A 12,171-nucleotide genomic window follows, 5' to 3' on the forward strand; every position below is an offset into this window, starting at 1 on the left:
AATCATCTTCTACTATTATATTAGAATATTGGCCGATAAACCACTTGATAAGTTTGGAAGACGGTTTGTAGTTATAGGATGTTTTCTTTCTTTAACTTTTCTATTACGAGACGGTCGGTTTCAAAGGCAAGTGCCGGTATCGCATCATAAGCAAAGTAATCTACTGCACTTAAATCATCATTCGCTTTTAACGTTCCACCTAAAACTTCTGCCAAAAACCATATACCGACAGTATTCTGTTGCAGGATTATGAAAATTCGAGTGCACCTCATATACTCGTTTTAAATGGATATGTAGACCTGTTTCTTCAAAAAACTCTCTTTTGGCTGCTGCACGAACGTCTTCATCGTATTCAACATAACCACATGGAATACACCATTTGTCTTTAAAACTTATATTGCGTTTTCCGAGAAGAAGTTTTTGGTCCTGAACAACAATTGCGGCAACTCCAACGATTGGATTTTGATAAAAAATAAATCCACAATCGGTACACTTTGGACGGTGAATACTTTTCGGACCTTGGATTTCTAATTTACCACCACATTTCGGACAAAACCGGTAGCGCATTTTATCACCTCAACCTCAATTATCAAATCTTTTATTTAACATTACTTGAAGGATTGGTGCATTCTAAAAAGTTTGTCAAGATAAGAACTTCTAATAAAGATAAATGCAATTATCTTTTTAGTATTAGGGCAAACTATTTTAAAATACTATGGGGAGTGAGTAAAAATGTCCTATGTTAATGGTCAAATTATTTCCGGAGAATTTGATACGAGCGCAAATGAATTCTCGCTCCATTCCGTCAAACACCATTTAACAGAAACAAGTTTAAAGCAATGTCAAGTTGCCCAATTATATAATTACTTGAAAAAGCACGAGAACGAAGCGGATGGCCAAGTTATTAGCCTTTATGATCAGTTGCTTGTTCCATTATCAAGCGAAGAGACGAAGGCCATTTTACGAGATCTTGAACAAATTCAAAACCTATATCAGAAAGGGTAACTTCCTAAAGCTTGATCATGAACAGTTGACAAAGGTCATGAACGTTAATTTATTGTTTCTCTCGCTTTGAAATTTCTTCAGTAACAATAAATGCGAGGTCATCATTACCAAATAAAGATAGTACACCGAGGACGGTATCATCAGGGATTGGGCCTGCTTCTTCTTTAGAAACAGTTAAACTTAAAGCCTGTTGTAAAGCTTGGTTACTTTCTTGTTTAGGATAGGCTCGTAAGTATAGTTCCTCTGGATGTAGATCGTGATTGATACACCACTGGGCAAAAACGAGAATCATCATTTGTTCATCTTGTTGGAAGTTTTGGATAATCTGTTCTTCTAATTGCTTTTTGCTCATTGAAAAATCTCCTTATTAACAGTATGGTTAATATATTATAACAAACAACTTTGGATGACGAATAAAAAGATAACACAGCTTCTCTTTCAGTCTAAAGTGAAGCAAGTCAACTAGTAGTACAAAAAAACTCTAAATGGAAAAATACATAGTGTCTCTGAAAGAATAGGAAGGGGTGCTTATGATGAGCAAGCTAACCGTACTTTACCCTCAAGCGATAGAACATACGAAAATGAAAATTAATGAGGACATTGATCATTACCTTGAGATAAAGGACTCAATGCCCACATATGAACAATATATTATTGACCGTCGTCACTATATCGAACAAATTTGGATTAATGTCTGGCTTACAAAAGTAACGAATGATGTACCAAAGCGAGAGAAGAAAGCTTTTCTTAGTGAAAATGGGTATGAAGTTGAAGGTATAGACCGGAAATTAATTAACCGTTTGTTTCGAAACGAAATGCGTTCATACGAACCATTTGATACCCTTTTATGGGTTGAAAATTCATTTTCTGGAGATTACTTAGGATGGGAAGAACGTTATCATCGTGTACGTGAAGAATTTCTTAAAAGAAAAGAAGAAGAGTTACAAGCTGAAAAGAGAAGCAGCATAAAAGAAAACATTGAAGCTTTTGCTCAACATTTGATTGAAGAAGAATATGAGCATTTTTACATTTACGTTAGATACCATGTGGCGAAACAATTAGCTTTTGATTTTGAGAACAATCAAAAGTATCCTGCAATTGCACCTTTTAAAATAGAAGAGAAGTTAGTTGAAGAAGGCCCTTTTGACCCATCTAACTATTCAACATTAGTGACATTCTTTGATGAATTAACAGGGGCTGTTCATAAAAAATTTCATTGGGAATACGAAACGTATTTTTATGCGTATGAAAAATTAATTGGTGACTATCTTCCAAATTTTGTAGCACGTACTGTATTGGAACAATTGCCTCCATCACTTACTGACCAATATGCTATAGAATTCAATCGAGAATTGTCCCAAAGATCGTTAAGAAAACTGTTAACCATCTATGTGAATACTCTTGAAAGTGATTATTTTAAAAGGATACAAGAAGAGTACGTATCTGATCTTCTGGAATTAGCAACAATTCCATTTGACTTAGAACGTCATGAAAAAATATACGAACAAGATCTTGAGGACCGTGAACGAAAAAAAGCCGAAGAAATAGCTGAAATTGAACGAAAAAAAGCGATGGAAGAACGGATGCTCGAAGACATATTTGGGCGTGAGTATCGACCATCGATTGGCCGAAACATTCAGTATGTGCTGCATATTGGTGAAACCAATACAGGAAAGACCCATCATGCACTAGAACGAATGAAAGAAGCAAACAGTGGTTTATATTTAGCACCACTTCGGTTGTTAGCTCTTGAAGTATTCGATAAATTAAATCACGAAGGAGTCCCTTGTTCGCTGAAAACAGGTGAAGAAGAAAAAGAGATGGAAGGTGCGAACCATATTTCGTGTACAGTTGAAATGTTCCATGAAAAAGAGTACTACGATATTGTCGTTATCGACGAAGCACAAATGATTGCAGATAATGATCGTGGATTCTCATGGTTCAAGGCGATTACAAAAGCAAATGCAAAAGAAGTTCATATCATCGGAAGTCATAATGCTGAATCAATGATTGTACAACTGCTAGGCGACTCGAATATTGAAATTTATAAATATTACCGCGAAATCCCCCTTGAAGTAGAGTCCAAAGAGTTTAGCATGAAGCATACGAGAAAAGGGGACGCACTCGTTTGTTTTTCTCGAAGAAGAGTACTTGAAACGGCTTCTAAGCTCCAAAACAGCGGTCATTCGGTCAGTATGATTTACGGTAGTATGCCTCCTGAAACGCGGAAAAAACAAATGCAACGTTTTATTGATGGTGAAACGAATGTCATAGTTGCGACAGATGCGATCGGCATGGGGTTAAACTTACCGATACGGCGAATTGTTTTTCTAGAAAATGAAAAATTTGATGGGACAAGAAGACGACGTCTTACGTCTCAAGAAGTAAAACAAATTGCTGGACGTGCAGGTCGTAAAGGGATTTATGATGTTGGGAAGGTTGCATTCACAAAAGACATTAAACGAATGAAGCGTCTGTTAGATCAAGAAGATGCGCTTGTGTCGACATTCGCTATTGCACCAACAAATGCAGTTTTTGAGCGATTTCAGAAGTATCACCGTGATCTTGGTACATTTTTTGAGCTTTGGAATAAGTTTGAAAGTCCAAAAGGTACGAAGAAAGCAACTCTTTCCGAGGAAAGAGAATTGTATACGATGGTACGTGGTACACAAATCGAGGCGCGTTTATCGATGATGGATCTATATGGATTTTTACACTTACCTTTTTCAACGAATGAACCACTTCTTACTAAACAGTGGAGAAGAGCCATGTCAGCGATAATAAAAGGTGAAGAACTGCCGGAGCCTATTATTAAAAAAGGAACACTCGAAGAAGTAGAGCTGTCTTACAAAGCGGTTGGTTTACATTTACTATTCTTGTACCGGCTTGACCGGCGTACCGAAGCATTATACTGGGAGCGAGTGCGGGAGGAGATTAGTGATGATGTACATGAACGCCTAAAAACAGACGTCCGAAATATGAGCAAGAAATGTAAGACCTGCGGAACGAAGCTTGACCTTGACTTCGCATTTCAAATATGTGAGGACTGCTACGCTTCTCGACATAAAAAATATGATTATTATTATGAATTCAAAAGATAGAAAGTGAAAGGTAAGAATCATGGGGAAGAAGAAAATTAAAAAAAGAAAATCAATGAGAGGACGGTTAATCTTCGTATTCGCCGTTCTTCTTCTTGTGATGGTTTTACATTATCAAACGGAAATTAAACGAGGTCTTATTCAATTTTCTTTTAAAGATAATGCTATTCCAAGCTGTTATATACCGATTTATAAAGAAGCTGCCGAAACGTATTCCATTCCATGGGAATTACTCGCTGCAATTCATCGAATTGAAACTAGGTTTTCAACGGTAGATCCAATGGTTAGTTCAGTTGGGGCTGTCGGTCATTTTCAATTTATGCCACGCACATGGGTCGGTTGGCGCTACCCAGGAACCGACTTAGGAGATATTACAGATGGTGTAGATATAACCGACCTCGAATTGATAGTGGAATATGGCGGCTATGGTATTGACGCTTCAGGTAATGGAAAAGCAGACCCTTTTAATGTAGTCGACGCTGCGAATGCCGCAGCAAAATATTTAGCCGATCATGGTGCGGCAAATGGTGATCTACCAAAAGCGGTTTTTTCTTATAATCATAGTCAAAAATATGTAGACAAAGTGCTGCATTACTATGAGCTTTATAACGACGGCGGATACACAGCAGAAAAGCCGTCGGGGTATTGTTTTAAATAGAAATAAGAGGCGGGCACCTGATGAAAGTGTTCGCCTTATATGGTTATCCCTAAAATGAATTGTTCACAAATTGAATGTTTATTTCAAATTCATTAACATAGTTAGGTTTTTTTAGTTTTACTGTGTTTAAATATAACTCACCATCAATAGAAGACATTGATCGAAAGGTTGCTTGATATTGATTGGTTGTACGTTCAATTCTTTTAGGAGCTTCAACAAAATGGTATTCAGTACCCGCTGTATCTTCAATCCATAAAACCATTGCTTGTTGATATGCATGGTAACCTTTCGTCTCGTATGTGACATTAACAATATCATTGTTCTCCTCAACCTTTAAAATCTTTAATTGTCCCATTTTTCCTTGTGAAAGAGTGAATTCTTTGCCTTTCCATTTCTTTTTGACCTTTTTAGGTTGATGAGTATTCATGTCAACGAGATAAGGTTTGACTGTTAACGTTGTTGGAATCTGTTCAAGGGGCTCAAAGTAATACTTAGAGTTGTTAATAAACTTGTAACCTTTAATACTTCCACCCCCACCACCACTTAATGGTTGTAGGACCCGTCCTTGGTCGTCTACAACTTGAAAAAACAAAATGTGAGGAGCTTGAGAGTTGAAATTTTCATAATCTATGACTTCTTTGTACTTAATTTCAATAGCGGTTGGAAAGAAGGTAACTTTGTCATAGTAAAGTGAAAGATCATTAGCTTCTTTTTCTTTTGTAATGAAATATGAGTAATGGTGACCCTTTCTCTCAACCGGAAGTTCAATGTACAATGATTGGTTTTTGTAAGATTGTAATCCAAGTAAGAAGGAATTGGGCAACGGATATTCATCAGAAAGCTGAACTTCCAACATTCCAACATACATCCCATTATGTAATTTTGTTTCACTAACCCCAAAACTGTGACTTCCAACTTGTTCATTATTAATTGAGATCTCTACGTCTAAAAAGTCGTTTCTTTCAGGCCCGACTTTTAGGTTATCCCTAGGTTCAAAGATATAACCGATATAGATCTTTGACCCATCAAAAAGGCTCTCCGTAAAAGTAATGACGTTGTCCTCTATGGTAACTTCTTTATTTACAGATGTTGTTAAACCTTTTTCATGAGCTTTTTTTAATCCTAGATGTCCAACTAGGTCAAAAACCGAGTCAATGTTAGTTGTGGTTTTGACTTCATCAGCTTGAGTTGGAAAACTATATATACCCGCAATAAAAAACGAAAGTATCACAAGTGTTATGTATTTAATTTTACTTGATTTCATTGGCAACCGCCCTCTTATTAAACTTTTAACTTAAACCATTCCTTTAGGATCGATTGCCTTTTTAACTTCATCTGACATTAACCCTAATTCTTGGAGAACTTGATTTAAAGTCTTATTTTTAACATCAGCCTGCATTCCAATCTGAGCTGTAAGATCGTACCCCATAGATGGGCTGAGCCCAGTTACTAAGGCTAAGCTTGCTTCCATCCAATTTTTACATACTTCTTCATTAGCCTGAATGCCTGTAATACATTTTGTGACTAGTGTCGAAACAGCATTAGCTAGTATATCGATGGCGTCAAGTAAAGTGTAGGCAATGAGCGGCATCATGACATTGATCTCTAACTGAGCGGACATTCCGGCTGTAGCGACAGCAGCTTCATACCCGATAATTTGATAACAAACCATATGAACCATTTCTAAGATCGCTGGATTTACTTTTCCGGGCATAATCGTTGAGCCTGGCTGTACGGATGGCAGTGTTATTTCAGCTAAGCCTGTACGAGGCCCCGAACTTAGTAAACGCAAATCACTTGTAATTTTTATTAAGTGAACAGCGAGCTCCTTTAAAGCCATCATTGTACGGATCGGTGCATTACGATTTTGCATAAAGCTGAACAGGTTGGCTGGAGACCGGAAAGGGTAATTCGTACGATTGCTAATCTCTAGAATAACTTTTTGCGGGTAATCTGGGTGTGTATTTATAGGAGTGCCAATTGCATTGCCGCCTAAACCAATTTCATAAAGCGGGTCAACGGTTGCTTCGATTTGAGCGTACATTGACTCAATTGTCCCAGCATAGCCTGAAAATTCTTGTCCTAGTCGCATCGGCACTGCATCGTGTAAATGAGTTCTACCCGTTTTTAAAATGTGCATAAATTGATTAGACTTGTTTTGGAGTTCTTGCTGCAAATCTGAGATAGCAGGAAGAAGCCGTTGATTTATATTTTCTACGGCAGCTATATTTAGTGCTGCAGGAAAAGTATCATTTGTTGATTGTGCCATGTTCACATGATCGTTTGGATGTACTCTAAATGTATTGAGTGAATGATCGATAGACCCACCTAATAACTCGGTAGCTCGGTTAGCGATAATCTCATTTGCGTTCATATTTTGTGAGGTTCCAGCACCGGCTTGGTATACATCTACGACAAAATGATCATCCCATTGTCCTTCTGTAACTTCTTCAGCGGCTGTAATGATGGCTTGGGCTATATTTTGGGGTAATTTACCAACCTCCATGTTCACGAGTGCCGCAGAAGCTTTAATAATACCCTGTGCTTTAATAAATGATCGGGGCAGTTTTCTCCCGCTAACTTGAAAATTTTCGAAAGCGCGTCGAGTTTGAGAACCATAGTACGCATTAGATGGAACATGAATTTCACCTAAAGTATCTTTTTCTTTGCGAAATTGATTAGAAGGTATCATTATTTATCTCCTTAATATCCATTAATCTTAAAGGTTATTGTTTCCAAAGAGATCTATATTATTTGAAAATTGATTTTGGAAGGAATTTAGGATAAATTGTCGAAATAGTTTTAACTATTAATTATATCGAGGTGTGTAAAGTGTTTCAATTTGCTGTTAATCTTTCGACGGTTTTTACCGAAGTACCATTTCTAGAACGTTTTACTAAAGCAAAGGAAGCGGATTTTTCTTTTGTTGAATGTCAATTTCCATACAGCTTTTCGATTGAGGATATTAAAAAGGAGCTTAACCAACATCAATTATCACTTGTACTTATGAACTTACCGCCGGGTAACTGGGAAAAGGGGGATCGCGGTTTAGCCGTTGATCCTTCTAGGATGACCGAGTTTCGGGAAGGAGTTGAGGACGGGATCAAGTATGCGACTGCTCTAGGCTGCTCAAAAATACACTGCATGGCAGGAATACTGCCTGAAGGACTTGAAAGAGCGGTTGCGAAGAAAACGTACTTAGACAATATTCAATATGCAGCAAGTCGTTTTGAAAAACATCAATTAACACTACTCCTAGAACCTATTAATTCTTTTGATATGACAGGTTACTTTTTATCGAATATTGAAGAAGCGGTTAACGTCCTTCGAGAAGTCGATTTACCAAACGTGAAGCTTCAGTATGATTTTTATCATCAGCAAAGAATTCAGGCTGGTTCCCTTATATCTACATTTGAAACGTACAAAAACCATATTGGACATGTACAAATAGCAGATGTTCCCGGGCGTCACGAACCTGGAACAGGAAAAATCGATTATGAATCAGTTTTTAAGTCTCTCGATAACCTTCAATATAAAGGGTTTGTAGGGCTAGAATACACGCCTAAGGGAAAAAGTGATGAAAGCTTTGTGTGGATGAGGAGGAATGAGAAATGAACATTGGATTCATCGGAACGGGTGTTATGGGTTCGAGAATGGTAAAAAGATTATTAGCTGGAGGCTATAAGGTAACGGTCTATAATCGCTCACCCGAAAAAGTTAAACCACTTATAAAAGAAGGTGCTTTTCGAGCTGAAGATATAGCAACTCTGTCTAGTCAATCAGACGTAATCTGTACGTGTCTATCCATGCCTCAAGATGTAGAAGAGGTGTATTGTGGGAGCGGTGGGGTATTAGAGCACACCAAGCCTAACACCGTATGTATTGATTTTACGACAGTCAGCGTTGATACGAGTAAATATGTTGCGATGAAGGCTATTGAAAAAGGGGCGCATTATTTAGATGCACCTGTTAGTGGCGGTCCAGAAGGCGCGGAACAAGGAACATTAACTATAATGGTTGGCGGAAAGGAGTCGTCTTTTGTTCAAGTTCTTTCGATGTTAGATGTGTTAGGAAAGACAATCAAGCACCTTGGTCCAACTGGATCGGGTAGTGCAGCCAAATTAATTAACCAGTACTTAGTAGCTGTTCATTCTATTGCTGCTTCAGAGGCTATGGTGACAGGAACAGCCCTCGGTTTAAATCCTGAACAGCTTTTTGAAATACTACAAGTAAGCTATGGAGACAGTAAAATGTTACGCAGACATATGGGAGATTACGTTTTAGACCGGCAATTTGAACCTGGTGGCGCTGTCAAATACGTTCACAAAGATGTGAAACTGGCTAACCCATTATTTGAACAAGCAGGATTACAGGATTTTTCTGGACGGTTTGCCGAACGAGCGTTTCAAGAGGCGATTAATCAAGGATTTGCAGATTTAGATATGTCGGCGGTCATCCGTCCGTTAGAAAATGAATGCGATGTCGTTGTTCAAAAAAGAATGGTAACGGATGGGAAGTAATTTGGAGAAGGTAGTAAGTGGAAGGACAACCTCGTAAATATAATCTCATTATCAAAAAATAGGATGCAAATCTCGATTTGCATCCTAAGCTAATTAGAAACTATAATCACTGGCCCAACGCGGCTTCAATTGCCTGAATTACTTGATCGTCATCGGGCTTAATACGACTTCCGTAACGTTCAATGAGTTCACCATCCCGTGAAATAAGAAACTTTTCAAAGTTCCATTTAATTGGATCACTTGAGGCCGTTAACTGTTTAAACAAAGGGTGAGTGTCATCTTGCCCCGCATGAACTTTATCGAATACTTCAAATGAAACCCCGTAGTTTACTTGACAGAACTCAACGATTTCTTCGACCGTACCAGGCTCTTGCCCACCAAAGTCATTAGAGGGAAATGCAAGGATTTCAAAACCTTGATTTTTGTATTTTTGGTAAACACTTTCTAACTGTTCGTATTGAGATGTAAATCCACATTTAGATGCAACATTCACAATGAATAGCACTTTACCTTCATAATCTTGAAGCTTTCTTTCAGTTCCTTCAGCTGTTGTTACACTTACATGATAAATAGAGTCATTTGCCAATGTATCTTCACTAATCCTTTCCGTTTCGGTAACTTGTTGCCCACAAGCGCTCAATAATAGGACGCACAATAAAAAGACCAACAATCGCAACTCCATCACCTTTTTCTCAATTATTTCAATTAATTAAGGTATCCATTTTATTCAAGTAAAGTATAGTACAATGGCATGGTAATCTCAAACATTATGGTATTCCTATCCAATAACATATAATATACTGATTATATAGAGGTCTTTTACCATAGACTCTTTAAAAGGTTATTGCTCATTGCTTCAAACAGAATGTGAAAAATGAGTGAGCTTATAAATGAAGCACTATTATAGCAATATACGTTTGAACCAGCCTTTCAAATATAAAGTTAATTTTGTGGGGGAATACATATGAAGTGTTTAATCGTTTATAGTACTTCACATGGGACAACAGAAAAAGCATCCAAACTTCTTTCTCACTATTTTGAAGGTAATGTTGAACTCGTAGATTTAAATAAGAGTATCTTTCAGCCGAAAATTTATCGATATGACACGATTATTATTGGCGGTTCTATTCACTTGGGCTCTATCCAAAAAAAAGTGAGACAATTTATAAAAGCAAATCTTGATCAGCTGTTAACTAAAAGAGTCGGGCTTTTTCTTTGTTGTATGAATGAAGGTGAATTAGCAAAAGAGCAATTTAATAAGGTATACCCTGTTCAATTAAGAGAGCACTCTTTCGCAAACGGACTTTTTGGCGGTGAGCTCCTGTTTTCACAGATGAACTTTTTAGAACGGCAAATCATTACGAAAGTTAAGGGTATTAGTAGTGACGTTACTAATTTAAATGAAGAGTCCATTCGTGCCTTTGCTAAGCAGATGAATGAAAAAATCAGCTAGTACCCCAATTTAGTTTCAGTCGAATGAACAACTAGGAGTGGCATTATGGGAGAAGTAAATTATCGTCATAAAGAGAAAATTCCAGTGGTAGAACGATATGGTTTAGAGTCGGTACCCATTCATTTGCGAACGACAACTTCGATTGAATATGCGATGATTCAGATGGCCATCTCAGTCAATGCAGGCAATGTATTAATTCCTGCATTAGCAGTACTGCAAGGTGGCTTATCTTTTTTTCAAGCAGTGTTATCAACGATGATTGGTGCAACTGTTGCATTTATTCTCGTCTCATTTTTAGCGTTACCAGGGGCAAAATACGGTATTCCTGCACAATATGCCATTCGTTCGATTATGGGAGTAAAGGGGGCACGGTATATTGCCTCACCGGTTCGGACGATTACATCACTGTACTGGTTTGCTGTACAAACGATAGGTGGGACGTATCTATTAAAAGAGATACTAGAAAGAGTCGCATCAATCGAGGTTCCTTTTACTCCGCTCGCGTTAGTAATGGCTACGATCATGGCCACTCTAGCACTCATTGGTTTTGAAGCTGTTAAAAAGATGACGAAGTATTTTTTACCGCTGCTTTTTATTGGCGGTGTCGTTATGCTCTATATTCTAATAACTGCTGGTCGAAGTGGTGTCGTAATGTCGGACGTAAATACACACGATGGAACTATTCCAATAGGAACGATGATGTTCTTTGCAAGCTTAGCTTTTGTTCAGTATATTTCTGGTGTTAGCTCGGCTTCGGACATGGCTCGGTACGCCAAATCTACAAAACACGCATATTTTGGGTTATTAACAGGCAATACAGTTGGTTTTGCATTAACCGCAACACTAGGAGCTTATACTGCAACGATTTCAGGAGATTGGAATCCATATGTCGTTTCGAGTCAGCTTACGAGTTCTTTTATTTTAACTGCGATTATCTTTGTAGCAGCCATTTTTTCAATGATTACGATTAATTTAAGTAATGCATATACAGGGGGATATAGCTTATTAAATAGTATTCCGAATTTAGGTAGAGTTCGAAGTGCAATTGTTTTTGGAGTCACAGCAGTTACTTTAAGTGCTTTTCCAAATCTAGTGACTAATGCGCAAGTTTATATTTCATGGATGGGTGCGCTTATTATCCCGCTTTCGGCTGTTATTATAATCGATTATATTATCATTAAAAAACGTGAACTAACTTCAGTTGATTTCGAAAAGCTAAAGACTAATAGTTTTCACTATAATAAGGCCGGATTACTCACTATTAGTATGGGTATTGTTCTTTATTTGTGTCTCCCAGAATCTCTTTCGCCTGGTTTTATAACTTTTGTTGTAACTTGCTTCGTTTATATTGTTTTAAAGCTGTATAACAAAAGGAATGGAATTACGGATGAATTCCAATAGAAAATCTCTATCAAGCTATTTTAAATATGATAAAAT

At 37.5% G+C, this 12,171-nt stretch carries 13 protein-coding genes; 7 read left to right on the forward strand and 6 right to left on the reverse strand.

Annotated features, from left to right (window positions below):
- Positions 1-71 precede the first annotated feature (71 nt).
- Together AC2VNP_RS14170 and AC2VNP_RS14175 are read right to left on the reverse strand one after the other, a co-directional pair.
- Positions 72-215 carry a hypothetical protein gene (locus AC2VNP_RS14170; protein ID WP_486917952.1) on the reverse strand — a complete coding sequence of 48 codons (144 nt, stop codon included), beginning with the start codon at positions 213-215 and terminating at the stop codon, positions 72-74.
- The gene (locus tag AC2VNP_RS14175) at positions 178-567 is read right to left on the reverse strand and encodes an NUDIX domain-containing protein (protein WP_486917953.1); all 390 of its coding nucleotides are present in this window, start codon (positions 565-567) and stop codon (positions 178-180) included. Before AC2VNP_RS14175 ends, AC2VNP_RS14170 begins: the two co-directional genes overlap by 38 nt.
- 165 nt (positions 568-732) lie before the next feature.
- Here AC2VNP_RS14175 and AC2VNP_RS14180 point away from each other — a divergent pair, with 165 nt between their 5' ends.
- Entirely contained in the window at positions 733-1,005 is a 273-nt protein-coding gene (locus AC2VNP_RS14180) for a hypothetical protein (RefSeq protein ID WP_486917954.1), read from the forward strand.
- A 49-nt stretch (positions 1,006-1,054) separates the two neighbouring features.
- On the opposite strand, the gene AC2VNP_RS14185 is transcribed toward AC2VNP_RS14180, so the two are convergent.
- Entirely contained in the window at positions 1,055-1,357 is a 303-nt protein-coding gene (locus tag AC2VNP_RS14185) for a hypothetical protein (RefSeq protein WP_486917955.1), read from the reverse strand.
- A gap of 181 nt (positions 1,358-1,538) precedes the next feature.
- On the opposite strand from AC2VNP_RS14185, the gene AC2VNP_RS14190 reads away from it, so the two are divergent.
- Both AC2VNP_RS14190 and AC2VNP_RS14195 read left to right on the forward strand, forming a co-directional pair.
- The gene (locus AC2VNP_RS14190; RefSeq protein ID WP_486917986.1) at positions 1,539-4,106 is read left to right on the forward strand and encodes a DEAD/DEAH box helicase; all 2,568 of its coding nucleotides are present in this window, start codon (positions 1,539-1,541) and stop codon (positions 4,104-4,106) included.
- Between the two features lie 19 nt (positions 4,107-4,125).
- Positions 4,126-4,761: a lytic transglycosylase domain-containing protein gene (locus tag AC2VNP_RS14195; RefSeq protein WP_486917956.1), complete on the forward strand. Its 636-nt coding sequence runs from the start codon at positions 4,126-4,128 to the stop codon at positions 4,759-4,761.
- Positions 4,762-4,810: 49 nt separating this feature from the next.
- On the opposite strand, the gene AC2VNP_RS14200 is transcribed toward AC2VNP_RS14195, so the two are convergent.
- Positions 4,811-6,025 carry a DUF4179 domain-containing protein gene (locus AC2VNP_RS14200; RefSeq protein ID WP_486917957.1) on the reverse strand — a complete coding sequence of 405 codons (1,215 nt, stop codon included), beginning with the start codon at positions 6,023-6,025 and terminating at the stop codon, positions 4,811-4,813.
- 30 nt (positions 6,026-6,055) lie between these two features.
- The gene (locus tag AC2VNP_RS14205) at positions 6,056-7,453 is read right to left on the reverse strand and encodes a class II fumarate hydratase (RefSeq protein WP_486917958.1); all 1,398 of its coding nucleotides are present in this window, start codon (positions 7,451-7,453) and stop codon (positions 6,056-6,058) included.
- Positions 7,454-7,593: 140 nt separating this feature from the next.
- Here AC2VNP_RS14205 and AC2VNP_RS14210 point away from each other — a divergent pair, with 140 nt between their 5' ends.
- On the forward strand, positions 7,594-8,376 hold the full coding sequence (locus tag AC2VNP_RS14210; protein ID WP_486917959.1) for a hydroxypyruvate isomerase family protein: 783 nt from the start codon (positions 7,594-7,596) through the stop codon (positions 8,374-8,376).
- A complete protein-coding gene (locus AC2VNP_RS14215) occupies positions 8,373-9,281 on the forward strand; it encodes an NAD(P)-dependent oxidoreductase (protein ID WP_486917960.1) in 909 nt (302 codons plus the stop codon). The genes AC2VNP_RS14210 and AC2VNP_RS14215 overlap by 4 nt, the downstream gene beginning before the upstream one ends.
- Before the next feature lie 106 nt (positions 9,282-9,387).
- On the opposite strand, the gene AC2VNP_RS14220 is transcribed toward AC2VNP_RS14215, so the two are convergent.
- Entirely contained in the window at positions 9,388-9,867 is a 480-nt protein-coding gene (locus tag AC2VNP_RS14220; RefSeq protein ID WP_486917987.1) for a glutathione peroxidase, read from the reverse strand.
- 378 nt (positions 9,868-10,245) lie between these two features.
- On the opposite strand from AC2VNP_RS14220, the gene AC2VNP_RS14225 reads away from it, so the two are divergent.
- Positions 10,246-10,734 (forward strand): flavodoxin domain-containing protein, encoded by a 489-nt coding sequence (locus AC2VNP_RS14225; RefSeq protein WP_486917961.1) that lies wholly within the window; start codon positions 10,246-10,248, stop codon positions 10,732-10,734.
- Between the two features lie 45 nt (positions 10,735-10,779).
- A complete protein-coding gene (locus AC2VNP_RS14230) occupies positions 10,780-12,135 on the forward strand; it encodes a purine-cytosine permease family protein (protein WP_486917962.1) in 1,356 nt (451 codons plus the stop codon).
- Positions 12,136-12,171 lie beyond the last annotated feature (36 nt).

This window comes from Alkalihalobacterium sp. TH-98 (assembly GCF_057473385.1).

Coding starts and splice junctions, on each gene's coding strand:
- AC2VNP_RS14230 (WP_486917962.1), top strand. CDS start 10,780: ATGGGAGAAGTAAATTATCGTCATAAAGAGAAAATTCCAGTGGTAGAA.
- AC2VNP_RS14185 (WP_486917955.1), bottom strand. CDS start 1,357: ATGAGCAAAAAGCAATTAGAAGAACAGATTATCCAAAACTTCCAACAA.
- AC2VNP_RS14205 (WP_486917958.1), bottom strand. CDS start 7,453: ATGATACCTTCTAATCAATTTCGCAAAGAAAAAGATACTTTAGGTGAA.
- AC2VNP_RS14175 (WP_486917953.1), bottom strand. CDS start 567: ATGCGCTACCGGTTTTGTCCGAAATGTGGTGGTAAATTAGAAATCCAA.
- AC2VNP_RS14190 (WP_486917986.1), top strand. CDS start 1,539: ATGAGCAAGCTAACCGTACTTTACCCTCAAGCGATAGAACATACGAAA.
- AC2VNP_RS14180 (WP_486917954.1), top strand. CDS start 733: ATGTCCTATGTTAATGGTCAAATTATTTCCGGAGAATTTGATACGAGC.
- AC2VNP_RS14195 (WP_486917956.1), top strand. CDS start 4,126: ATGGGGAAGAAGAAAATTAAAAAAAGAAAATCAATGAGAGGACGGTTA.
- AC2VNP_RS14225 (WP_486917961.1), top strand. CDS start 10,246: ATGAAGTGTTTAATCGTTTATAGTACTTCACATGGGACAACAGAAAAA.
- AC2VNP_RS14200 (WP_486917957.1), bottom strand. CDS start 6,025: ATGAAATCAAGTAAAATTAAATACATAACACTTGTGATACTTTCGTTT.
- AC2VNP_RS14215 (WP_486917960.1), top strand. CDS start 8,373: ATGAACATTGGATTCATCGGAACGGGTGTTATGGGTTCGAGAATGGTA.